At 63.2% G+C, this 22,698-nt stretch carries 25 protein-coding genes, 3 tRNA genes and 1 other RNA gene; 8 read left to right on the top strand and 21 right to left on the bottom strand.

Annotated features, from left to right (window positions below; genetic code table 11):
* Positions 1-176 precede the first annotated feature (176 nt).
* The 11 genes from ACSFC7_RS05435 to ACSFC7_RS05385 form a co-directional block, all read right to left on the bottom strand.
* Positions 177-650: a hypothetical protein gene (locus tag ACSFC7_RS05435; protein WP_436346732.1), complete on the bottom strand. Its 474-nt coding sequence runs from the start codon at positions 648-650 to the stop codon at positions 177-179.
* 359 nt (positions 651-1,009) lie between these two features.
* A complete protein-coding gene (locus ACSFC7_RS05430; protein ID WP_436346731.1) occupies positions 1,010-2,629 on the bottom strand; it encodes a DUF7845 domain-containing protein in 1,620 nt (539 codons plus the stop codon).
* 2 nt (positions 2,630-2,631) lie between these two features.
* Positions 2,632-2,922 (bottom strand): hypothetical protein, encoded by a 291-nt coding sequence (locus ACSFC7_RS05425; protein ID WP_436346730.1) that lies wholly within the window; start codon positions 2,920-2,922, stop codon positions 2,632-2,634.
* Positions 2,919-3,440 (bottom strand): hypothetical protein, encoded by a 522-nt coding sequence (locus ACSFC7_RS05420; RefSeq protein ID WP_436346729.1) that lies wholly within the window; start codon positions 3,438-3,440, stop codon positions 2,919-2,921. Before ACSFC7_RS05420 ends, ACSFC7_RS05425 begins: the two co-directional genes overlap by 4 nt.
* 132 nt (positions 3,441-3,572) lie before the next feature.
* On the bottom strand, positions 3,573-3,815 hold the full coding sequence (locus ACSFC7_RS05415; protein WP_436346728.1) for a DUF7563 family protein: 243 nt from the start codon (positions 3,813-3,815) through the stop codon (positions 3,573-3,575).
* Positions 3,816-3,983: 168 nt separating this feature from the next.
* Positions 3,984-4,058, bottom strand: a tRNA-Ile gene (locus ACSFC7_RS05410).
* A gap of 70 nt (positions 4,059-4,128) precedes the next feature.
* Positions 4,129-4,257 carry a hypothetical protein gene (locus tag ACSFC7_RS05405; RefSeq protein ID WP_436346727.1) on the bottom strand — a complete coding sequence of 43 codons (129 nt, stop codon included), beginning with the start codon at positions 4,255-4,257 and terminating at the stop codon, positions 4,129-4,131.
* 77 nt (positions 4,258-4,334) lie between these two features.
* Positions 4,335-4,925 (bottom strand): MogA/MoaB family molybdenum cofactor biosynthesis protein, encoded by a 591-nt coding sequence (locus tag ACSFC7_RS05400; protein WP_436346726.1) that lies wholly within the window; start codon positions 4,923-4,925, stop codon positions 4,335-4,337.
* A gap of 82 nt (positions 4,926-5,007) precedes the next feature.
* The gene (locus tag ACSFC7_RS05395) at positions 5,008-6,369 is read right to left on the bottom strand and encodes a GTP-binding protein (RefSeq protein ID WP_436346725.1); all 1,362 of its coding nucleotides are present in this window, start codon (positions 6,367-6,369) and stop codon (positions 5,008-5,010) included.
* 149 nt (positions 6,370-6,518) lie between these two features.
* Complete coding sequence (locus ACSFC7_RS05390; protein ID WP_436346724.1) at positions 6,519-6,986, bottom strand: group I intron-associated PD-(D/E)XK endonuclease; 468 nt, start codon at positions 6,984-6,986, stop codon at positions 6,519-6,521.
* A 382-nt stretch (positions 6,987-7,368) separates the two neighbouring features.
* A tRNA-Asn gene (locus tag ACSFC7_RS05385) sits at positions 7,369-7,474 on the bottom strand.
* Positions 7,475-7,569: 95 nt separating this feature from the next.
* Between ACSFC7_RS05385 and cca the strand changes: the two genes are divergently transcribed.
* Both cca and ACSFC7_RS05375 read left to right on the top strand, forming a co-directional pair.
* A complete protein-coding gene (cca, locus tag ACSFC7_RS05380) occupies positions 7,570-8,964 on the top strand; it encodes a CCA tRNA nucleotidyltransferase (protein ID WP_436346723.1) in 1,395 nt (464 codons plus the stop codon).
* A 57-nt stretch (positions 8,965-9,021) separates the two neighbouring features.
* On the top strand, positions 9,022-9,636 hold the full coding sequence (locus ACSFC7_RS05375) for a hypothetical protein (RefSeq protein WP_436346722.1): 615 nt from the start codon (positions 9,022-9,024) through the stop codon (positions 9,634-9,636).
* 147 nt (positions 9,637-9,783) lie between these two features.
* On the opposite strand, the gene ACSFC7_RS05370 is transcribed toward ACSFC7_RS05375, so the two are convergent.
* The 3 genes from ACSFC7_RS05370 to ACSFC7_RS05360 form a co-directional block, all read right to left on the bottom strand.
* Positions 9,784-10,812, bottom strand: coding sequence for a histone deacetylase family protein (locus ACSFC7_RS05370; protein WP_436346721.1), 1,029 nt, complete (start codon positions 10,810-10,812; stop codon positions 9,784-9,786).
* A gap of 1 nt (position 10,813) precedes the next feature.
* Entirely contained in the window at positions 10,814-11,245 is a 432-nt protein-coding gene (locus ACSFC7_RS05365) for a histone (protein WP_436346720.1), read from the bottom strand.
* A 66-nt stretch (positions 11,246-11,311) separates the two neighbouring features.
* Complete coding sequence (locus tag ACSFC7_RS05360) at positions 11,312-12,775, bottom strand: single-stranded DNA binding protein (RefSeq protein WP_436346719.1); 1,464 nt, start codon at positions 12,773-12,775, stop codon at positions 11,312-11,314.
* 273 nt (positions 12,776-13,048) lie between these two features.
* Here ACSFC7_RS05360 and ACSFC7_RS05355 point away from each other — a divergent pair.
* Positions 13,049-13,121, top strand: a tRNA-Arg gene (locus tag ACSFC7_RS05355).
* A 291-nt stretch (positions 13,122-13,412) separates the two neighbouring features.
* On the opposite strand, the gene ACSFC7_RS05350 is transcribed toward ACSFC7_RS05355, so the two are convergent.
* On the bottom strand, positions 13,413-13,976 hold the full coding sequence (locus ACSFC7_RS05350) for a hypothetical protein (protein WP_436346718.1): 564 nt from the start codon (positions 13,974-13,976) through the stop codon (positions 13,413-13,415).
* Positions 13,977-14,180: 204 nt separating this feature from the next.
* Between ACSFC7_RS05350 and ACSFC7_RS05345 the strand changes: the two genes are divergently transcribed.
* On the top strand, positions 14,181-15,083 hold the full coding sequence (locus ACSFC7_RS05345) for an esterase/lipase family protein (RefSeq protein ID WP_436346717.1): 903 nt from the start codon (positions 14,181-14,183) through the stop codon (positions 15,081-15,083).
* A gap of 194 nt (positions 15,084-15,277) precedes the next feature.
* On the opposite strand, the gene ACSFC7_RS05340 is transcribed toward ACSFC7_RS05345, so the two are convergent.
* Positions 15,278-15,604: a hypothetical protein gene (locus ACSFC7_RS05340; protein WP_436346716.1), complete on the bottom strand. Its 327-nt coding sequence runs from the start codon at positions 15,602-15,604 to the stop codon at positions 15,278-15,280.
* Positions 15,605-16,163: 559 nt separating this feature from the next.
* Positions 16,164-16,598: RNase P RNA component (rnpB, locus tag ACSFC7_RS05335), an RNA gene on the bottom strand.
* Between the two features lie 213 nt (positions 16,599-16,811).
* Between rnpB and ACSFC7_RS05330 the strand changes: the two genes are divergently transcribed.
* Entirely contained in the window at positions 16,812-17,414 is a 603-nt protein-coding gene (locus ACSFC7_RS05330; protein WP_006087752.1) for a TIGR00296 family protein, read from the top strand.
* A gap of 85 nt (positions 17,415-17,499) precedes the next feature.
* Here ACSFC7_RS05330 and ACSFC7_RS05325 read toward each other — a convergent pair whose 3' ends face one another.
* From ACSFC7_RS05325 to ACSFC7_RS05310, 4 genes are all read right to left on the bottom strand, one after another.
* Positions 17,500-18,210 carry a sensor domain-containing protein gene (locus tag ACSFC7_RS05325; protein WP_436346715.1) on the bottom strand — a complete coding sequence of 237 codons (711 nt, stop codon included), beginning with the start codon at positions 18,208-18,210 and terminating at the stop codon, positions 17,500-17,502.
* Between the two features lie 125 nt (positions 18,211-18,335).
* Positions 18,336-18,605, bottom strand: a complete 270-nt coding sequence (locus ACSFC7_RS05320) for a DUF7521 family protein (RefSeq protein WP_436346714.1) — start codon at positions 18,603-18,605, stop codon at positions 18,336-18,338.
* Between the two features lie 2 nt (positions 18,606-18,607).
* The gene (locus ACSFC7_RS05315; RefSeq protein ID WP_436346713.1) at positions 18,608-19,057 is read right to left on the bottom strand and encodes a DUF7521 family protein; all 450 of its coding nucleotides are present in this window, start codon (positions 19,055-19,057) and stop codon (positions 18,608-18,610) included.
* On the bottom strand, positions 19,054-19,410 hold the full coding sequence (locus ACSFC7_RS05310; RefSeq protein ID WP_436346712.1) for an ArsR family transcriptional regulator: 357 nt from the start codon (positions 19,408-19,410) through the stop codon (positions 19,054-19,056). The genes ACSFC7_RS05315 and ACSFC7_RS05310 overlap by 4 nt, the downstream gene beginning before the upstream one ends.
* A gap of 313 nt (positions 19,411-19,723) precedes the next feature.
* Here ACSFC7_RS05310 and ACSFC7_RS05305 point away from each other — a divergent pair, with 313 nt between their 5' ends.
* The 3 genes from ACSFC7_RS05305 (at position 19,724) to ACSFC7_RS05295 (ending at position 22,685) form a co-directional block, all read left to right on the top strand.
* Entirely contained in the window at positions 19,724-20,506 is a 783-nt protein-coding gene (locus ACSFC7_RS05305) for a sensor domain-containing protein (RefSeq protein WP_436346711.1), read from the top strand.
* Positions 20,507-20,745: 239 nt separating this feature from the next.
* The gene (locus tag ACSFC7_RS05300; protein WP_436346710.1) at positions 20,746-21,789 is read left to right on the top strand and encodes an ATP-binding cassette domain-containing protein; all 1,044 of its coding nucleotides are present in this window, start codon (positions 20,746-20,748) and stop codon (positions 21,787-21,789) included.
* Positions 21,786-22,685 carry an ABC transporter permease gene (locus tag ACSFC7_RS05295; protein ID WP_436346709.1) on the top strand — a complete coding sequence of 300 codons (900 nt, stop codon included), beginning with the start codon at positions 21,786-21,788 and terminating at the stop codon, positions 22,683-22,685. Before ACSFC7_RS05300 ends, ACSFC7_RS05295 begins: the two co-directional genes overlap by 4 nt.
* The last annotated feature ends 13 nt before the right edge of the window (positions 22,686-22,698 follow it).

Below are 22,698 nucleotides of genomic sequence, written 5' to 3'. Positions count from 1 at the left end.
ATGTTTCTATTGAATATACTATCTCTTCAATCAGATCTGTTATAGTGTTTTTAACTTCCACTAGGGTGTATGTCGTGCCGCAAATCCGATAAGATACATAAATATGTACAAAATTAAAAATTCTCTGAGATTCACTGTCCCCGTCAGTTCGAATCTGGACTGAATCGAATGCGAAATCACGAAGTAATTAGCGAAACGTCAATTGCCAAACCAATAAATAAAACAAGTATAGCAATTACCAAAACCGAAGTTCGAATACGCTCCTGAGCAGCATTTTTCTCTTCACTCACCCATTTATCAGCTAAAACAAGAGGAACAAATTTCTTCAAATCATTATGTCCTTCCTCGTTTTCAGTTTCGTATTCACAGTACACATCAGCAGCAACACCTAACCCACCACTTGCAAAAAAGAGATAGTCTGGTTTGTCCTTAGGGGCCTTTCCCCGTCGTCTACTCAAAATATTGTAGAGTATATCGAAATCGTCACTAGTAGATGGAATCTTACGCTCTTGCACTGCATGTTCCCAAGCTTGATCAATTTTCTCGGCTTTATCTGAATTAAAGAGCGAAAAATACGCAGTAATTCCGTAGAAAAGAACTAAGAACGGTGCCGAGGCTTGCAGTAGTGCAGCTATCAATTCAGTGTTCATTAAGTCAGGGTGATCATCAGACCATCAAAAGTCTATCTAACTAATAGCGAACGAACTCTGCAGACTAGATACCTACGAGTAAAAGAGAAACCGTTGTTTCATGTGCTTCAACTGGAGTCATGCTGTGCGGAAGCGGGGGCAGGGCGCTGTAATTTTTTGGTTCAGTCCCCTTGGGGACACCCGCCAAGGGGGCTTTCGCGCGAAGCGCGAAACGACCCCGCAGGCCCTGCGGTGCGATCGCGGTGCCGACCCCGCCCTCAAGGGTCCGAATCCAACTGAAGTTGCGAAAATCAGCCGCTAATGAAGTTCTGGTTGTCTAAATGAAACAATGGGGTAGCGTTGCCACTACGCGGGCCGGTTCACCGATCGGCGACAGCGCCGACAAATCCGGTTTCGCTCCCGCCACCGGGAGTCTTCCAGGTCAGCTCGGCGCCGCGGAGAACCGTCGGATCGTTCCCCGACTTCGACCACTTCTCGAGGGCTTCGGCGGCGATCGCCTCGACGGTCTCGAAGCTATCGAACTTCAGCCGCGAGAGAATCGTATCGACCCGCATCCGTTGGGGGTCGCCGTTCTCGTCGAACTCGAGGTCGGCGCCGTTCTCTGCAAGCCACTTCTGGAACGGCGACGACTCCGCAACGTGGTCTGCTAAGCCCATCAGGTGCTGCATCCGATCGGCGTAACTCTCGATCGCGTACTCGGCGGACTCGACGAGCGCACGCAGCTCCTCGCGATACTTCCGGGCGCGGAACGACACGTCGCCCTGGTCGAGCTCGAGGACGTCGCCGAGGTCTTGGATCGCTCGGTAGATCGTCGCGGGGTGTTTCCCCAACTCGTCGGCAAGATCGTCGACCGTCACTCCGCCATCGGTTGCAACCCGCTCAGTCACGTTGCGAGCAGTCTCGCCCATGTCTCGCAGCGTCGTCATCAATAGGTGGTCCGTCTTCGCCTCGAGGCGCGGCGTGGGATCTTCGTAGAGTTCCACGGGCTGATCACGAGCCACCGCGTCGAAGTGGTCGTCAGCGATGTAGACGCCGTTTCCATCAGGACCGAGCGGGATGTCTTCCCAGTGGAGCGCGTTCAACAGCGTCTCCTCAATCTGCTCGGTCACCGCGTGGCGATCGGCCCATGCCCATGCCTCGTTGTCGTTCATCGACTTGTTCACCAACACCTCTACCTTCGGATGGTAGGACGGGTGATCTTTCGAGACCGCGTCTGGGTCCTTCAGCTGGTAGATCTCGAACTTCCGTCCGTAGGTGTGGCCCGGCAGCAGCTTGCTGGCTGACGCAGGGTTCAAAAACAGCCGGTTCTGGTGATTGATCGTCTCCTCGTTGTCGATGTGGAGCTCCGCTTTCACGCCCTTGAGGTCGGACAGATAGAGTGCGACCTTCTGGAGCACACCGGCTGACGAGAGCTTTTCCGCCCACTCGCGTCGAATCCTGACGTACCGCTCGTACGCCCACATTCGGCTCGCCGAGTGCGGTTCGGTACGGAAATACTCGGGATGCATTCGCTCATTCGCGTGTTCGAACACCGCCGCGTAGAACTCCGGCAGCAACTCGAGGCCGCGTTCGGCTTCGATGTTACTGGTGTGGAACTCGACGTCGACGCCGTCGACCTCGCCGACTTGATTCTCCCAGGGGAGCTGAATCCGGTCGCCGGTCTCCCAATGTCGCATGTCCGGAAACCGCGGCGAAATGTTGTACGACGCCTTCCGTTCACCACGCCCACGGCCTACGATATCCCATTCGTACAGCCGTTCGGCGTTGATCCCGTCCGACAGTCTCGGTGCGAATCCGGACTTGCTGTACCGTACCTCGAGGTGCCAGGGCTCGCCGTTGATCTCGATATCTAGTTCCAGGTATCCCTCAAACGGTGGCCCGAGCATCACCGACGACAGCGCATCGTACGGACCGCGTCCCCAGTCGGGCCACTTCCAGCGGCCTTCAATCTCGTGCGGCGTCGTCTCGACTTGAGACACACCTACTCACCTCGCTCTGACTCGAGCAGACCGGTCAGCACCGCGACTGGGTTCCACCACGTCGCGCTCCCACAGCGGTAACAGACGTGCTTGAACGATGTGCAGTCCGTCGACTCGAGCGAGGTTGGATCAACCTGCGGGTGCTGGTCCATCTCCTCGGGACGCGCGCGTTTGACGTGCGTCCGCCCACAGCCCACGCAGACAGCGTCGACAGGAATACCGACCCGTCCTGCATCCGCGCTCGCTAATTCCGCCTCGAGGTCGCGACCGTCGCGACCAGTATCGACGCTCATCGAGGGCACCCCACAGTCACCGACGGATCGACACCCGCCGGGTTCATCACGTGCGACCACGCGAGTTTTGCGACCTCCTGTTCAGAGCGCGACCCGGCGACATCGTACCACCGACCGGACAGCAACTCGTCGACGATCGTCGCCGGGACGATCGCTCGCGCGACCTGGGGCAGCCCCGGTCGCGGCAGATAGACCACGAGCAGGTACATCCCACCCGCCTCGAGCAACTGGTCGTGAGCGCTGCGTTTGACGTAGAACCGGCCTCGAGTCGATCGGCTACCGTTGCTCGTCTCGAGTTGACAGCCTTTGATCTCGACTGGCGTCTCCGGCTCGACGAGAACGATACCGTAGAACGGAAGCGACCGGCTCGCCTCGAGGACGGCCGTCGTTCGTGCGTCGTGCCAGGTGGCCGTGCGATCGCCAACGTACTCCAGGGCGTCGATCACCTGCACGATCTCCGCCTCGAGGGCATCACCGCTGGCCTTCGGGCTTTCGAGTTCGGACGTCCGCGAACTCATCGAGAACCACCATCGGCCCGAATCTCTCGCTGCTCAAGCGCGTTCCGAACGTCAGCATCGGTCGCTTGATGGGCCGGATGGGCTATGGGCGTCCGACTTTCGACATCGTACAGCCTGCTCGCCGGAACGAACTCAGACATCAGCCTCACCTCCGTGGTGACCGGCGGCCGTCTCCGGATCGGGAATGCCGACGTCGACACCAGCGGCGGACCCGCGGGTCAGTCGCCGGTACGAGTCACACTCGCCGCAGCGATGGGCGCGGTCACTGTTGTCGCCGTAGACGCGGCAGAAGCGGTCCGAAACGTGGACTCCGCAGTGTTCACACGCCGTCGAGGTATCGGTCGACGACCACGGAGCGACCGTCACGCCGACCACCCCGTTTCGGCTACTAATTTCGCAAGCAGGCGGCGACCCGGAACCAGTGGCTGGTTCGGTTCAGGTTTGAGACACCCTGTTTCCGAAACAGAGAACGAGCGTTTCGGATGGTTCAGTACCGTACTATCGGCCGAATCGGTTTCGGCCACACTTCGGGTTTTTTGCGGATGGGCCCTGACGGATTCGAACCATCGACCACTCGGTTATGAGCCGAGCGCTCTAACCAGACTGAGCTAAGGGCCCTCCACCGGAAGAAATCGCGCGTTCTAATTAACGCTTGCTGTCCGGTTCGATTGGGAGAAAAATGGCAGCGTTATGCGGTCAGAGCCTCGAGTTCCTCGTCGCTCAACTTTGCCTCCAACTCCGCTCGTTCGTGGGACTCGAGCACGTCCTCGCGCTCTTCGGCCTCGAGATCGGTGACGGATTCGAAGTGGTGACACATAGCGCTCGACGGTACGCCGTTGACGTCAATAAAGGCTGGTTCAAGCGATCCGACCGGTACGCAGTCGGCCGGGTGCGCTACTCTTCGCCGTAATCCGCGAGCGTCTGGTCGTTCGTCCCGGCGCGGTGGCGGGTCGCCAGTCCCGCAAGGTGGGGCGCTTCGGGGACGATGAGTTCCTCGCAGGCCGTTTCGCAGGCGCTCGTGCTCCCGGGCAGACAGAACACCGGCGTATCGACCGCGATTCCGGCCGTCGCGCGCGAAGACATCGCTCGAGTTCCGACTTCGTCCCACGAAAGCGACCGGAACAGTTCACCGAAGCCGGGGAGGTCGCGCTCGAACAGCGAGGACGTTGCTTCCGGTGACACGTCGTCTGCGGTGACGCCCGTGCCGCCGGTGGTGAGCACGATATCGATATCGCGACGCGCGACCAGTCCGCGAACCGCCGTCCGAATCGACGAGTAGTCGTCTCGGACCAGCAGCCGTTCGCGCACCTCGTGGTCGTCAGCCTCGAAACACTCCTGGATGGTGTCCCCACCCGGATCGTCAGGATCCACCTCGTCGGCTTGCGCGCGCGAACTCGAGACCGTGACGATGCCGACGTACAGCGGATCGATGACGTCGTGGCCGTGATCGTCGGTGCTCCGGCGGTCGTCGTTGTCGGTCGTCATAGGACGATATCCTCGCCGAAGGCCGATAATATCTCCCCTCTCGAAGGCAGCCGACTCGAACAACGAGTTCCAGACACTCGGCTCACGATTCCGTTCCCCCGTGTGAGATCGTCACCGTCTCGCCTATCCCCGTCGGTGCGGGGTTCTCGAACGTCGACCAATCAGCGTCCATCTCTTCGTCGGTCAACAGACAGTCGTCGAGTCGCGCCTGCAGGGCGTCCATCTCGATGTTCCGGCCGATAACTGCGAGCCGCGTCTCGCGGTCGCCCCACTCCTCGTCCCACGAGAGGTCGGGCTGGCCGCGTCGGTACTGCTCCTGTCGCGCTTCGGAGAAGCTGGCGATCCAGCGGCCGGTGACCTCGAGACTGGTCTCCGACCCGGCGTAACTCGCCGTGATCGCCTGCTTCTCACGGCCGGCGATCCAGCACAGCCCCTTGGCGCGCACGAGGCCGTCCGGAAGGTCAGCGAGGAAGGCCGCGAGGCGCTGGGGGTGGAACGGCCGCCGGCGGTGGTAGGTATCGACCTCGATGCCGTACTGCTCGGGCGGGTGAGCGTGGTCGTGGTCCGCGTGGCTATGGTCGTGTGACTCGGCACGCTCGTGCTCGTCGTGGCTCTGATCGTGGTCGTCGCCGCCGTGACTGTGATCGTGCTCGTGATCCGAGCCGCCCGCATCGGGATCGAGCTTGTCTGGGCCGGCCTCCTCGTGGTCGCCGGCGTCAGTTTCGATCGCCTGCTTCCAGCCCGCCGACTGGGCCGCGGCCTCGAGATCGAATCGCTCGCTGTCGAGCACTGACTCGGGACCGAGCGCGCTGTACTCGGTCGTGACAATTTCGGCGCGGGGCTGGAGCGTCTCGAGCAGGGCGACGACCCGCTCGCGCTCGGCCTCGTCCACGAGATCGCACTTGTTCACGACGAGCAGATCGCAGAACTCGACCTGCTCGAGCAGCAGGTCTCCGAGCGGTCGGCTCCCGGTCTCGTCCGGACCCTGGGGCTCCGGGATCGGCGGGCCGTCTCGCTCGTCAGAACTGCCCGCCGCGAACCGATCGTGGAATCGCCGCGCGTCGACGACGGTGACGACCGCGTCGAGGTCGTACGGGCCGCCCGCGGGCCCGCGGACGAACTGGCGCGCGATCGGTTCGGGTTCGCCGACGCCCGAGGCCTCGACGACGAGATAGTCGAAGTCGTGTTCCTTCCAGAGTTGGATGACCGACCGGGAGAGTTCGCCGCCGAGGCTACAGCAGATGCAGCCGTTCTCGAGGGCGAGCACCTCCTCGCCGGTCGTCAGGTCGGTTCGAGCCTCCACGAGGTCGGCGTCGACGTTGACCGCGCCGACGTCGTTGACCAGGACGGCTATCTCTCGGTCTGTCGACTCGAGCAGGCCGGACAGCAGCGTCGTCTTGCCCGCGCCGAGTTCGCCACAGAGGATGGTGACGGGAACGCTCATCTAGTCGTTCGCGAGCGCGAGTTCACGTTGCTCTTCCGGTTCGAACGGATCGGCGTACTCGCGCGATCGAGGACGTCGAGACCGTCGACTACTCGCTGGTGCCCCTGGAGTCCATAGGCCAGTTACAGGACACCTGAGCCAGTGACCGCCTACGAGGGGCGGCGCAGATCCTCGAGTCGCTCGTCGAGTAGGTACTCCTCGGCCCAGTTGATCCCGGCGCGCTGACCGTCTTTCGGCTTCCGGAATCGGATCTCCATCTTGTCACTCGCAGCGTCCGAGACGGAGATCAGATAGCGGTTGTCGTTGATCGAATCGTAGACCGCGAAGTACTCCGCGCGGTCGTCGTACCCCTTTCGATCGTAGCCGTCACGCCGACTCCGAGTACTGATCGTTTCGAACGCGACCGTCCCCTCGCTCTTTCGATACGCCGTCTTGCACTGGATTCGATGAAATCGTCCACCGACCTCGACGACCAGATCGTACGGCTCGTTGTCGTAGGTCGGGACGAGGACGGGAACGTCGCGAACGACGAACGCCGCCTGAATGATCGCTTCCGTCGCCTGACCGCGCTTCTGTGGTTCCTCGAGGCTCTCGTAACGCGTGGTGCGATCGAGCATGCACGGTTTCGCCGCGCGATTCGATATAAACTACCGGACTGCCGGTCACCGGCAGTAGAGCGTTCACGGCTACATTCGATCGTCACGGAGGCGAAACCATCAGCAGAACACTATTCGAATGGACTAGGGCCCGCTCTATCGGCGAAAAGACTGTACGAGGAAGCGCCAAAGCCAGGACTCGAACAGTTGCGAGACGGTCCGGGTCGCTCACTCCGTTCGCGACCGGGCTGCGACTCGCGTGCTCGAGTCCGACTTGTCTCGCGTTTACGAAACCTGAATTCGCTCGGAGCTATCGCTTCTCGCGAGTAGTTAGTTTCGTAAAAGCACGACTGAAACGCGAAGCGTTCCAGTTAGCCCAACAATTTCTCCGAAATTTGTCGGACGCCAAAGCCAGGACTCGAACCTGGGACAACCTCGTATCTGCGGCGACCAGCGAAACGCTGTGTCACCGTAACAGCGAGGTGCTCTACCAACTGAGCTACTTCGGCTCATATTCAGATAGTGGGGTGTCTTTGATAGGGCTTTCGTTTTGCTTGCTCCGTGTTCGACACCCTTTCACGCACCGCTCGAGTACCACCTGCCAATGAGCGAGGAGGACGCTGCGAGCGACGACCCGACACCCAGGAACGACGACCTCGAGTCGGTCGTCGCCACGATCCACGAGCGCATCGAACCCGACGCGGACGAGCGCGAGCACCTCCGCGCGGTCGCCGACCGGCTGGTCGACCGAGCCGAAGACGCCGCGACCGAGCGCTGTGAGGACGCCGACGTCCTGCAGGTCGGCTCGACGGCCAGAGACACCTGGATCAGCGGCGACCGCGACATCGACATCTTCGTCCGCTTCCCGCCGGATCTCGAGCGCGAACGGCTCGAACGATACGGTCTCGAGGTCGGCCACGCGACCCTCCCCGAGGGCCACGAGGAGTACGCCGAACACCCCTACGTCAAGGGGTGCGTAGAGGGGTTCGACATCGACGTCGTCCCCTGCTTTCGCCTCGAGTCGGCCACGGAGATCCGCTCGGCCGTCGATCGCACGCCGTTTCACACGCAGTACCTCGAGGCCCGCCTCGACGACGACCTCGCCGCCGACGTCCGCCTTACCAAACAGTTCCTGAAAGGGATCGGCGCCTACGGCAGCGACCTCCGAACCCGTGGCTTCAGCGGCTATCTGACGGAACTCCTCGTCTGCGAGTACGGCGGCTTCCGCGAACTGCTCGAGGCCGCGTCGAACTGGCACCCCCCGGTCGAACTCGATCCCGAGAGCCACGGTCAAGAGACGTTCGACGATCCCCTCGTGGTCATCGACCCCACCGATCCCGAGCGCAACGTCGCCGCCGTCTGCTCGGCCGACAACGTCGCCCGCCTCCAGCACTACGCCCGGGAGTTCCTCGAGGAGCGCGACACCGAGGTGTTCGAACCCAACGACCCCGACCCGCTCACGAAGAACGAGCTCCGCGAGCACCTCGAGCGCCGCGGAACGATCCCCGTCGTAATCCGGTTCGACGCCCCCGACCTCGTCGAGGATCAGCTGTATCCCCAGCTCCGGAAATCGCTCGAGGGCATCACGACCGGTCTCGACGACCGCGGCTTCGACGTCTTCCGTGCGACGGCGTTCGCCGACGAAACGGCGGTCGTGCTCGCGGAACTGGCCATCGCCGAGCGCCCCGCCGTCGAGCGCCACGAGGGGCCGCCAGTTCACGTGCAGGGTCACGCCGAGGACTTCTACGGAGCATACGCCGACGACCCCGACGCCTACGGTCCCTTCATCGGCGGCGACCGGTACGTCACCGAGCGGCCCCGCGAGTTCACCACCGCGCGCGCGTTCCTCGAGAGCGACCGCCTGTTTGACGTCGGACTCGGCGCTCACGTCGAGACGGCGCTCGCGGACGAGTACGAGGTGCTGGTCGGCGACGAGATCGCGGCGCTGTGCGAGGCGTTCGGTTCGGAACTGCGGCGGTACTTCGAGCCGCGTCCGTGAATCGGACCGGCCACCCAAAGCTTATCACGGCCTGTTCTCGAGGTGTATGAAATATAAATGAAGGATGGTACTCGAGTAGGAATTGGGTTGCTGGGGATCGGGCTGGGATTCGTCGCCCTGTCGCCGATTGCTGAAGCGTATAGCAGGACTGTCCATCCCGGGATGCTCGGAAGAGTGTTCGTACTGACGCTAGCTAACGTCGGAATCGTCTATTCCATCTTTGGCGTCGTCCTCACGGGCTGGGAGCGACTATTTCGATCAACGCGACTACCGTACGGTATCGCCGTCCTCACGGCGGTCGTTGCCATCGCAGCCGTTACCGGCGTCGAGATAGCCGGCTCGACGGGCATGAGCGAGGGAGTTCGGGCGACAATAGAGGATGCGACGTTATCAGTCCCGCTGGTTATCAGTTGCTGCGTCGCCTGGTTGCTCCCGAGTATCGCTCCCGTTCGAGGCACCTTGACCCGCCGCCGACGACTTCTCGCAATCGCGGGACCGGCTGTCTTCCTGATAACGCCGCTCGCGATCGTGCTGACTGACGGTACCGCGTCCGAGGTAGGGGTCGATACCGTCGTGTCAGTATGGATTTTCGCGGCCAGCGGCGTTCTCGCGTTTGCTGGGATGTACGTACTCCCCGCGTACTTCGTTCGAAAAGTGCTCACGGCCACGTAGCGTCGCCACTATCGCCATACCGGTTCTGGATCGTATGCGTAGCCACGACGGTCGGCACGCGACAGCTTCACCGCACGTCGAGAACCCGAACGACGAAGCCGACGAGTGATTCGGAGTCGAATACGGGCGTGAGGAACGGAAACGTCATCAGCCGTCGAAATCCAGATCCAGTCCGTGCGCGTCGGCCACGTCCTCGAGCGCCGACTCGGCCTTCTCACCGCACTCGGAGTCGGGTTCGATCGGCTCGCGGCCGTCGAACGTCTCGTGGACGATGGCGACGCTGTCGGCAAGCACGTCGAGCCCGTAGCCACCCTCGAGGATGAAGGCGAGCGCGGCGTCGGTCTCGTCGGCGAGCGTTCGGAACCGATCGGTCATCAGGGCGTAGGCCTCCGTCGACAGCCGAATCCGAGAGATCGGATCGTGGCGGTGGGCGTCGAACCCCGCACTGATCAACAGGAGATCGGGATCGTACTCCGTCAACGCCGCCGTGATCGGCCCCTCGACCGCGGCGAGGTACTCGCGGTCGTCCGTCCCGGCGGGCATCGGGACGTTCATCGTCCGCCCGGCGCCGTCGCCCTCGCCGGTTTCGTCGATGGCTCCGGTGCCCGGATAGAGTCCCTGTTCGTGAATCGAGACGAAGAAGACGTCGTCACGGTCGTAGAAGATGTCCTGCGTGCCGTTGCCGTGGTGGACGTCCCAGTCGACGATCGCGACCCGATCGACGTCGTGTTCGTCCGAATTCAGCGCGTGCTGGGCGGCGACCGCGGCGTTGTTGACGAAGCAAAAACCCATCGCGTCGTCGTAGACGGCGTGATGGCCCGGCGGTCGGCCGATCGAAAACGGCGTCTTCCGGCCGGTCGCTCCCTCGAGTGCGGCCTCGGCGGCCCAGCAGGCGAGTCCAGAGCTGTGACAGACCGCGTCCCAGGTCTCCTCGACGGCGGTCGTGTCGGGGTCCCAGCTGCCGCCGCCGTCGGCACAGAACTCCTCGACGGACTCGATGTACTCCCGCTCGTGGACGGCCGCCATCCGATCGATATCGCAGGGCTCGGCCTCGACGTACTCGACGCCGTGTTTTTTCTTCAGTCGCTCCCGAATCGCTCGTAGCCGGTCCGGCGACTCAGGGTGGCGCGAACCGGGGTCGTGTGCGAGACAGATCTCGCTGTAGCCGAATTGCATCTCACTCGAACAGCGAGAAGTACGTCTCGATGTCGTCTTCGGTGATCGTCCGACGGTCGGCGTGGTGGGCGAGCACCGCGGCCGCCCGCGCGACGTTGTCCGCGTAGTCCTCGAGAATGTCTGCGAGGGCGACGCGGGCGTCCATCGAGACGCGATAGCGGTCGTCGATTTCCAGCCTGGCGATACGGTCGACGGGGGCGACGGGGAGTTCGAGATCGTCCTTGTCGACGACCCGCTCGACGCCGAAATCCTCGGCCATCAGTGTCTTGCGCCCGTCTTCGGTCGCGTGCTCGGCGGCGCCGATCGCGAGCTCGCTGCCGTGTTCTTGGATCCGCGTTGCGAGTTCCTTCGACGCGTCGGCACTCACCCGAAGTTCGCCCGCGTTCCGCCGGATAATCGTGTCCACCGGGGCGAACGGGAGTTCGACGTTCATACCATGATAGGCGGAGCTAACTCCCTTAACGCTTTTCCTAGCCGCTCGATGAGGTTGCTCGCGGCGTCAGAACACGTCGTTTGCCTCGAGACGCCCGTCGCGGACGACCCCTCGGGCGGTTACCTCCTCGCCGAGACCGACGTCGACGTCGGTCGAGACGCTCATCGTCGTCTCGCCGTCGTCCAGCACGACCGGGTCACCGGCCTGGACGACGACCCCGGTGAACTCGAGTTCCTCGCCGTCCGTCGGATCGTCCGAATCGGCGGCGGTGTCGCTCGACTCGTCGGCACCGGCGTCGGCCGTCTCGTCGCCATTGGCCGCATCGTCACCATCTCCGTCGGTACCGCCGGCAAACGCCGACAGCCCGGCGTTCTCCTCGCTCGAACCGCTTGACTCGTCGGCCCCGTCATCGCCGGCACCGGCCGAGTCGGACTCGAGGACCGTGATCGTCGACTGCCAGCCCGCGGAGGCCTCGAGGTCGTCCTGCCAGCCGTCCTGAATCTCCACGTCGCCGAGGGCGACCTCGTCGCCCGGGCCGATATCGATATCGGCCTTCTCGCCCCACATCGCCACGCGAATGTCGCCGGTCGCGTCCTGAACGCGGATATTCCGAACCTGTCCCTCGGAGCCGTCGTCGCGGTCGAAGGTGCGCTTCGGATCCGCCGAACGGACGACCCCCGCGATGTCGACCATCTGGTCGATCTCGAGGTCCTCGATCGGCGTGCTCTCGGGGACGTACTCCACCTCCTCGTCGACCTCCTCGACGGCACCGCGGTTGCCGACGTGGAGCTCGAGGGTTCCGTCGCGGTCCTTGACGTACCCGTCGATCACTTCGACGGTCGTACCCGGATCGATCTCCGTCGCGAGATCGGCCTGCTCGTCCCACAGCGTCACGCGGATGCGGCCGGTCGAGTCGCCGAGGACGAGGTTCGATACCTTGCCTTCGGAGCCGTCGTCCCGGTCGAACGTGCGGACGCTGTCGGTGTCCAGCACGAGGCCGACGAGGTTGACGTTCGAGAGGCCGAGCGAGAGCGCCTCGACGGTGTGCGTGTCGGCGACCTGCACGTCGACCTCCGTGTCCGGATCGGGCTGGACGTCGTCGACGCTGACCTCGACGCCCGAGAAGCCCTCCTTGGGTCGGCCCTTGACTCGCAGCACCTGTCCCTCCTCGAGTTCCTCGATGGCGGCTTCGGCGTGCTCGTCCCAGAAGGCGGCCCGTACGGAGCCGGTTTCGTCCGCGACCTCCACGTTGACGACGCGGCCATCCTCGTCCTCGCCGTCGCGCTCGAAGGTGCGAACCTCGCCGATACTGGTAACTTTGGCGACGAACTTCACGTCCTCCATACCGGGTTCGATGTCGGCGATACCGCCGACCTCGCTCTCGCCGATCTCGTGAGCGACGAGCATCGCCGCCGTCTCCTCGTCCGCGAGTCCACCCATCTGCTCGACTTTCGCCTCGACGGCCTCGCGAAACTTCTCGAGAGAAACGTCGGCCTCGAGGTCTTCGTACACGCCCTCGATGTCGCTCATTCTAGGTTCGTGCATGCGTAGGTCGCGCATAAGCGTTGTTCATTCGGCGTCGTCGACCGGGGCCGTCTCGACCCCACCGTTCGAACCTGCCAGCTATCGCCTTCGAGAGCATACGCCTGCTGGTCCCGTCTCGGTATATAAACTCGCGGCTCGTCGGGTGCGTCTCGAGGGACGATCGTGGCAGACGCAGCCACGCACGAATCGGCGATTCGCCGGCCGTCTGCCGGTCTCTTTCGAAAGGGCTTTAGTGTGCACCGGGTAACGAAGAGATGAGTCCTGGTAGGGTAGTGGACTATCCTCTTGGCTTGCGGAGCCAGGGACCGGAGTTCAAATCTCCGTCAGGACGTTTCTGCCGACACCAAACCGCGAGCGAAGCGAGCGGCTGGTGTCGGCGAAACTCGTATACGGAGATTTGAGCAGGGAAGTCGCAGCGCGACCGAAGGGAGCGACCGTCTTCCCGTGTTCAAATCTCCGTCAGGACGCTCACTCCTTGCGAGTGCTTCACGTTGTTCAGCACTCGCTTCGTCGTTCGGTCCTGACGTGCCTTACGCTCACTACGTTCGCGTAAGACTCCGTCAGGACGCTTTTTGTTGCAGAAATCCGAGTATCCGTCGAGGAAAGGCAGCTTCAAACTGGTTTACCGTCGCATATGTTCCAGTATCTGCAAAAACCGATAGGCTGGCTCTCCGTAGCGTTTCGTCTCCGTTCCGGCCTTCGTCCGTAACTTATCGATCTCTGCTGTGTACTCTTCGTTGACGTTGAGTGCCACCTGTTCGTCGTACTCCCGGTCGAATCGAGCGGACACTTCGTCCAGCCCGTCAGTCAATTTTCCCTTCGGAACGTACGGCGACCAGAGCTGAAGGGTGTACGCGTCAGCATCATCGAAGACTCGAGTGGCGTACTCGTAGTCAGCCTCGAATTTCTGGTAGATCGTATCCAGGGTCCCCTGATACGATGTGTTGCCAAAGTCGCTCCAAGAGTTATCCGAAGGGGTGCCCCCGTAGTTTAGCCCGTCGAGGTGGGTCACAACTTCACAGATATAGACACACTGGCGTCCGTTATCCGTCCCGAGTGCTAAGACATCGACCTCCATCTGATCGCCCTCTTTCTCGGAAAATTCGTTGTAACTGACGACCTCGCACTCGTTGATCAGCTTGTGGTAGGCCCCGACCAGTTGCTCCCCGAGTCCAGCAGTACTCATGATAGCCACGTCGAATTTCGGTCCCTATAGTCTATCTGAAACGATACTGAATGCCGAAATCAAAGCACAGGACACAGCGCGTTCCGTATTCGTCTCTTCGGCGCTCGAGCACGCCCACCGAACCCGGCTGGAACGTGCCGGCCGGGACGGTACCCGTCTCCACTCCCGAGACGCAGTCAACCAGCAGTACAATCGGTGGGACACATGAGTGATGATCACGCGGACACGGCAGGCGAACCGCACGGAACGGAAGGTGAATCGACGACCGTCAGCCGACGGCAAGTCCTCCGGACGACGGCCGTAGCGGCCGTCGGTGGCGCTGGTCTCGCCGGCGCCTCCGGGTCGACCGCCGCGACCGGTTTTACGGGCTGTGACGAGTGGCTGAACGCACCCGCGGAATATCCGGAGATCGATCTCACCGGCGGCAATCCGTCGGCGTCGAACTTCGAGGCCCTCGAGGACGAGTCCGAACTCGTCGTCTTCGTCCACGGCTGGCTCGGCCTCGAGACCAGCACCGACCAGGCCTACACCCTCGAGCAGGCGCTCGAGGAGGCCGAGTACGACGCACCGGTTGTCGCGGCCTCGTGGGAGGCGGACACGCGTAACTACTGGCGCGCAGAGAGCACCACCGAGACGGCCGGACGGCGGCTCGCGTCGTGGCTCGCGTCCGACCGAGCGGCTCTCGAGGAGCGGACGGTCCGACTGGTCGGCCACTCGCTCGGCGGTCGGCTCTGTCTCGAGACGCTCACGGCGCTCGACGGTGAGGCGGCCGTCGACACGGTCGCGCTGGTCGGCACCGCCGCGGACGACGATTCGGTCTGTACGGACGGGGAGTACGCCTACGGTATCGACGCCAGCGGCGGGACGGTCTCCAACTACCACTCCGAGAACGACGACAGCGTCTGTTACGGCTACGACTTGCAGTCGCTCGCGAGCGGCCTCGGCTGTGCCGGATCCGACTGCGACGGCGGCTGGGTCACCGACGACAGCGGCTCGGTACCCGACAACTACACCGACGTGGACGTCACCGACGCGGTCGACGACCACTGCGACTACACGAAACCCGAGGTGGGGTGTGTGCCGCAGATCGTGGCCGGCTTCGAGTGAGACTCGAGTGACGAGCCGACTCGTGAGAGGCGAACCCATGGTCTCTATTTCTGCCCAGTAGCGGTGGTATACTGGACAGTTACGCCTCGATACCGCTATGCAACTAGTTGCTACGCGGAACGATTCCTACGGTCGTCTTACCGCTGGTACAGCCGACGTGGACGTGAATCGCTGTTCCTCGTCGATACTCTGTGTTATCCACTCTCGTTTTCTTCTTCGGTCTCGTTCTCCTCGGTTTCGTTCATCCCGTCTTCGGTCTCGTTCTCCTCGGTTTCGTTCATCCCGTCTTCGGTCTCGTTCTCCTCGGTTTCGTTCATCCCGTCTTCGGTCTCGTTCTCCTCAGTTTCGTTATCCTCGGTCTCGTTCTCCTCTTCTGCGGGATCCTCTTCTGCGGGATCCTCTTCCGTCTCGTCGTCGCCGCCGTCACCGGGACCAGTACAACCAGCGATCAGTGTTGTTGAAGCCCCGACACCCGCTATCTGGAGCGCTCGTCGCCGCGTCAGTAAATCATCTCGTTCCATGACAAAAATCATTCGTCACCAATGTGTATAAACTGACGCCCACCATATTCCTGCATCTCGGTTCTACCGTAAATATATCTAACCGGTTTCTGCTTTTGGAATTATACGGGTTATCGGACTAGCAAACGGACATTCATAGAGGGCGGTGCGAATTGTCGATCGCCGAACGTTAATCGTACCACTGCACGAACTCATACGCTAGGATCGTACGCTGTTCGATGATTACCCGTCGACAACTGTTGACAGGAGTCGACACGTGCTTCTCCATCCTGGCCTCCGTCACGTGGCTCGTCCGCCGCGTCGTTCGATCGACGTTCGTTTCTGGTTCAGCGAACGCGCCGCCCAGCACCTCTCGTTTTCGTTTTCGAACTGCGAGGTGGAACATCTCCGGGAGTAGAACGGTGGACTATTCCCCTCGAACGAATCCGGAACGCCTGATCGTTCGTCTCTGGCTGTACAGAGCGACAGAAGACCGACGATCGCTAGAGATTCCGCCGAATAGCGTCACGAGATTCCGGCGTCGGATAGCGTCGTCACTCGAGGTAGCAAAGTCGGGTGAGAGGAGTAAGCCCCCTTCTGTTCGTCCCGGCATTCGGCTGAGCGTCCGCGCCGTCCGCGGCGAGGCCGCGGGGCGTTCGGGCTACCACGGCACGGACTTGCACCGGTGAGGGTTCGCCGTTCCATCGATCCTCGGCCGTCTGCATGCGGTCGGTCGTGACGTCGCGTTCGACGGTTCACACCGTCTCACAGTCGCGGTTCTCGCGCTTGAGGCGCTCAGAACCGCGCACACAACCTGTGGATTCGAACCACAGTTGATCAACCGCAATCCTCTGCAGGTTAGCTCCCCTTCCTCTCGGTCGGGTTCGCACGCATCATTGGTCGGGCCGAGACGTGTCGTTTCTGTTCCAGAGCCAGCGGTCTCCCGCTCCGGACTTGCGTCCGGTCACCTGCCCGAACAGGTGGGGGGACTTTCCTCGCGAGCGCGGAGCGACTCGGAGAGTCGGTCCACGTTAGAGCGTTGGGCAACCCGGAGGGTTGGCCAACGACGGATAGCTGCCCCGTCTCCGGAACAGCTACCGCGGCAGCCAGGCTCTCTCTCCCAGTTCTCGTAGGGACGGCGGCCGAATAAGTCCCCCGGTCGATGCGACGGCTCACCGGTCGATTCGAATGGAAGCGTTTTAGGAGAACAATTCCTATGTATATCTGTATGTCCCAGCGACAGGGCGTCAACCTCTCCTACGAAGACGGTGCACGCGCGGTCGAACTCGCGCGTGAATCCGTCGAATCTTTCGTACAACACGGGCAACGAGAACAACCGGGCAGCATGCGCGAGGCCTTCTACGAGCGAACCGGCGCGTTCGTTCGTCTCGAGTCCACCCGCGGCCGGGGCAGCCTGCGCGGCTGTGCCGGTGGCTACCGGTCGGGCGAGCAACTCGGACACGTCATCGTCGACGCGGCGATCGAAGCCGCGAGCGAAGATTCCTGTGGCTCCGAAGTGACCCCCTCAGAGCTCCCGAATCTCACCGTCTCGGTCTGCGCCGTCCGAAACGTCGTCCTGACCGACGATCCGCTGGCCGACCTCGAGTTGGGGACCCACGGCGTCGCCGTCGACGGCGGCGGCAAGAGCGGCTGGCTCTATCCGACGGTCCCGGTCGAGAACCGGTGGAGCGCCGAAGAGTACCTCGACCGCACCTGCCGAAAGGCGGGGCTCCCGCCGAAGGCCTGGCAGGACGACGACGTCGTCGTCACGCTGTTCGAAGGACAGGTCTTCCGCGAGCGCGACGCCGACGGCAGCATCGAAGAGCTCTAGCTCTAACCGACGACGCGACGAGGCGTACTGGTCGACTCGCCGACGTTGGCGGGGATCGCCGCAGCATGCCGTACCGTTCTGCGTCCTACTCATGATACCGAGTCGGGTTCGACGGATCGACCTCGAGCAGCGCGGCCGACAGCCGACCGCCGGCGATCGCCAAGCCGTTACAGAGATGCATGGAGAGGAAGCCGCCGAGAACGCCCGTAGCGGAGACGACGAGCGCCGCCGGGAGCGTCTCGATATCGTAAGAGCCGACAGTGTACGTGATCGCCGGATCCGCGTACACCAGCGGTGCAGCGAGCGCGGCCAGGACGACGGATGCCGCGGTGACGACCACGGTGAACGCGAGGATACCGTAGACGAATTTGCCGACGACTAACACCAGACTGGTCCAGGTCGTCGGCGCGGTTACCAGCGCAGCGAGGGCGTCGAGGACGCCGTCCTCGGCCCGCGAGAGGCTGCGGGGATTCTCGGCGCGGAGCGATTCGGGCAGCGGCGCGTCGACACCGACGAGGTGGCTGGTCAGTCGCGCGTCGAACGCGGCGAGCACCGTCGTTCCGAGCAGCGTCAGGACGAGCAGCGGAAGCCCCAGCAGGGTCACGAGCAGTCCGAGCCCGAGCGAGAACCCGACCGTGACGGCGGTGAAGTAGACGATGCCGAGCGGGAACGCGAGCAGCAGATAACAGAGGTTCAGGTAGGTCCGCGCGCGAAACGGGACCCCGAAGAACCAGCGCAGCGGTCGGTCGTCCGGTCCGTCAGTGCCGTCTCGAGCGGCTGTCGTAGCGTGTGTCATTGGCCTCACTCGGGACGACGCGCCGACGGATCCTATAACGGACAAGCGAGTTGGCGACCCGCCAACCCTGCACAACGATTATATACCGGCGCGAATCGGCGAGTCCCGCGACCGATAACGAACGCTCACCGATCGAACGTCAGGTAGACGGCGAGCAGTCCGGCGGTGTGAAAGAGCGTGATCGCGAGGAGGCTCTGGGCGTCGGTGAGTCCGAGGACGGGATCGAAGAGGTAGAGGATCAGGTACGGAATCACGGCGATACAGCAGATCCCGATCGCGAGCGCGCGCATCGTCGCGCTGTCGTTTCGCCGGTAGCCGCGGTAGGCGAGGTAGGCGACGAACAGTCCCACGACTGCGGTGAGGGCGGACGCGAACGCGGTGATGGTTTCGAGCATGATCAGGTCGTGTAGACGACGTAGAGGATGACCAGCAGGCCACACAGTTCGGACAGCGTCGTGAGCAGCAACTGGGCCGCGAGCGGCACGGCCTCGAGGTTCCCCGCGAGCAGCCGAACGAACATCGGCGCCGGCGCGAGCAGGAACATCCCGACGGCGAGCAACAGGATCGGGCGCGCTCGCGTCCGCCGATAGCCCTCGACGAACCGGTAGGTGACGAGGACGGCGAGGACGGTCGCCGCGAAGAACGTCACGATGGCGGCGAGCACGACGGGCGTCGAGCCGCCCTCGACGGTCACCGCTAGCGGAATCCGAGTCGGCTCGAGCGCGCTTGTCAGCTCCGAAGACGCGGTCCCCGATGCGAATGCACCCGCCCCCGGGGTCCGTGCGAGCGCGTCCGCTCCCGGAATCCCTGCGAGCCCGCTCGTCGGCGCGCTGCTCGGTGCTGTCATCCGGAGAACTCCTCGTAGAGTCGCGTGAAGGTGTCCGCGGCGTCTTCCTCGCGATAGTCGACCGTGACGTCGAACCCGTCCTCGGTGACGTCGATCGCGACGTGCTCGAGGCGGGCGACGTAGACCTTGTAGTGGTGGCCGTTCGGGTCGAGGCGTTGCTGATCCTGCAAGAGCCCGCGTTCCTGAAGGCGGTCGATACGACGGTAGACGGTCGACGGATCGGCGTCGCAGGCGTCGCTCAGCGACTCGACTGACTGGGCGTCTCGGTACGTCTCGAGGATGATCGTCCGCGCGTACTCGTCCTCGAGCAGGGCGAGTAGCTCCGCCGTGTCGGCGTCTACGGCGGCCGTCATCGCTGGTTCCTCCCTCGAGTGGCGATGGCGCTGCGCGAGTACGAGCGATACCTCACAGCCGTCGCGACCGAACCGAGAGTCCTGCAGGTAGCGGTCTGCGGGTCGTCGCCGGACTCCGGTTGTCGGGCCGACACGTCCCTCTGGACTCCCGTTCGAAAGACAATAACCGTTCGGATCCGCGAGGGGTCCACGACGAGGCGTGATGGTCGATGCTCCAGTGACGGGCTACGATGGGCGGTGTGCACAGCGCGGTACGCCCGGATTCAGGGCGACCCACCAAGATTTATGTTAACTGGTCGACGAGAGTTCGAACGTGAGTCTTCGAGCGGGAACCGTCCGTATCGACGACGTTGGCCGGACGATGCGGGCCGCAGCGCTCAGTCCGTTCCGTCCGCAGACCTATCTGAATCTGCTGTACCTGCTGCTCGCGTTCCCGCTCGGCGTGATCTACTTCGTCTTTCTGGTCACGGGATTCTCGCTCGGGTTCTCGCTGTTGATTCTGCTTATCGGGGCGCCGATCTTGCTTCTCGTCCTCGCTATCAGCCACGTCTTCGCGGCGTTCGAACGCGCGACGACCAGGCACCTGCTGTCGGTCGAGATCGACTCGCCCGGCTACCCGTTTCTCGAGGGTGAGGACGAACTCGACGGCGTTCGAGTACTCGTCTTCGGCCTCGAGACGTACGCGGCGGTCTGTTACCTGTTTCTCAAGTTCGTCATCGGCATCGTCTCGTTCGTGCTGGTGACGACGATGCTCACCACGTCGGTCGTCCTGCTCCTGACGCCGCTGTACTACGACCAGCCGAACGTGCAGGTCGGCCTCGTCAACCGGGGAGAGCCGATCCACCTCACCCCGTCGCTGCAACTCCCGTGGAACGAGTTGCTCGTCGGGATCGAGTTCGCCGTCACGATCGCGGAGTGGGAGGCGACGACGCTCCCCGGAGCGCTCGCGGTCTCCGCCGTCGGGGTCGTCGTGCTGATCGCCTCGCTCGCGCTGTTGAACGCGTTCGCATGGCTCAACGGCCAGTTCAGCCGGGTGTTCCTGGGAACGGCCAGCCGGGACGCGCTCGAGTACGTGCGCCAACGGACTGCCGACTGACCCGACTGACAGCAGAACCAGTATATAACTGTTTGCCACGACTGTCGACCGGACAACTGTGAATCCGCTTATAGGATGCTGCCGGTCGACGGTCAGCACGCAATGGGAGACACGCAGACCGATACCGGCTCCGGAGCCGGACCGATCGACGCAGCAGACCCGCAGCGAGCAGCCCAGCGCCGTCGAACCGAGCGCGTCGACGGTCGAAATCATCGCCGTCGATCAGTGAGGGTGTGACGATGACGGCGATCGAAACGACCCGGTTGACGAAACGCTACGGCGAGGAGACGGCCCTCGAGGCCCTCGAGTTGACTATCGAGGAGGGAGAGGTGTTCGGCTTCCTCGGACCGAACGGCGCGGGCAAGACGACGACGATCGACCTCCTGCTCGACTTCATCCGGCCGACCGAGGGGTCGGCGACCGTGCTGGGCTACGACACCCACGAGGAGACCGACGCCGTTCGCGATCGCGTCGGCATCCTCCCGGACGGGTTCGACCTCTGGGAGCGCTCCTCCGGCTACAGACACCTCGAGTTCGCCCTCGACTCCAAGGGCGGGAGCGAGTCGCCGGAAGCCCTGCTCGAGCGCGTCGGACTGGACCTGGCCGACGCGGAACGTCCGGTCGGCGACTACTCGAAGGGGATGGCCCAGCGGCTGGCGATGGCGATGGCCCTCGTCGGCGATCCGGACCTGCTGATCCTGGACGAGCCCTCGAGCGGCCTCGACCCGCACGGCATCCGAACGTTTCAGGAGATCATCCGCGAGGAGGCCGCCGACGGGACGACCGTCTTCTTCTCGAGTCACATCCTCGGACAGGTGTCCGCGGTCTGTGATCGCGTCGGCATCTTAGACGACGGCGAACTGGTCACCGTCGACACCATCGCCGGACTGCGCGAGCGCTCCGGCGTGGGCTCGAGTCTCGTCGTCGATGTGGCGGGAGAGCCCACACCTGAGCAGGTACCGCTCACTGACATCGACGGCGTCACCGAGGTAACGGCCGACGACGGCCGGCTCCGAGTGACCTACGCCGATCCGGCCGCGAAGGCACACGCGATCCACCGCCTCGTCGAGTCCGGAACGCCGATCGTCGACTTCGAGGTAGCGGAGGCGACGCTCGAGGATCTCTTCTCGGCGTTTACCGGCGCCGACGCGGAGTCGGTCCGAGGCCGGTCACCGGCAGCCGACGAGTCTCGAGCGGCCCGGCGAACGGCGGCCGACGGCGGCGTGGCTGACGCGGCCGGCGGTCCAGAGGCCGGTAGCGGCAACGAGGAGGTGGTTCGATGAGTACGACGTTGCTGGCCCGCAAGGACTTCGAGGACGCGATCCGTTCGCGGATGATCTGGGCGGTGATGGGCGTCTTCGTCTTCCTGATGGGAATCATCGCCGCCGGTGCCGCGACCGACAACCTCTCGGAGACCGAGCCGACGGCGGTCGTCGGCGTCGTCGCCAACATCGGCGGGCTGTTGCTTATCCCGATCATGGCCCTGCTCGTCGGCTACATGGCCATCGTCGGCGAGCGGCAGTCGGGCAGCCTGCGGGTGCTGTTCGGTCTCTCGCACAGCCGCTGGGACGTCTTCGCCGGCAAGCTGCTGAGCAGACTCGGCGTCATCTTCGTCGCGTCGATCGTGGCGTGTCTCGTCGCGATCGGGATCGCACTCGCGCTGTTCAACGATGTCCCGATCCGAACCTTCCTCGGATTCTCGGTGCTGACGATCCTCCTCGGCATGGCGTTTACCGCCATCGCCGTCGCCGTCTCGGCGATTTCGTCCTCGAGAATGCAGGCGATGGCCGGCGCGATCGGGAGCTACGTCGTGTTCACGCTCGTCTGGCATCCGGCCGCCACGGGGATCCACTACCTCGTCGAGGGCGAACTGCCGGGACTCGAGGCGCCCGAGTGGTACTTCTTCCTCCTGAGTTTGAACCCGCTCGAGGCGTATCGCTCGGTCTCGAGCGAACTCGCGAACCAGTTCATCTGGCCGATGGTCGGCTGGCAGACCATGGTCGAAGACATTCCCGAAGAAACGATGGAGGAACCGAACGCACTCCTGCTCTCGAACCGCGTGAGCGGCGATCTCCCGTTCTACCTCAGCGACTGGTTCGCCGCCGTCATCCTGCTGTGTTGGATCGTGATCCCGCTTGCGATCGGCTACTGGCGGTTCGAACGGGCGGATCTGAACTGATGGGATCGGAAAC

This window comes from Natronorubrum halobium, assembly GCF_051351675.1.
GTDB lineage: Archaea > Halobacteriota > Halobacteria > Halobacteriales > Natrialbaceae > Natronorubrum.
This window is presented reverse-complemented; position numbering and strand designations above follow the sequence as displayed.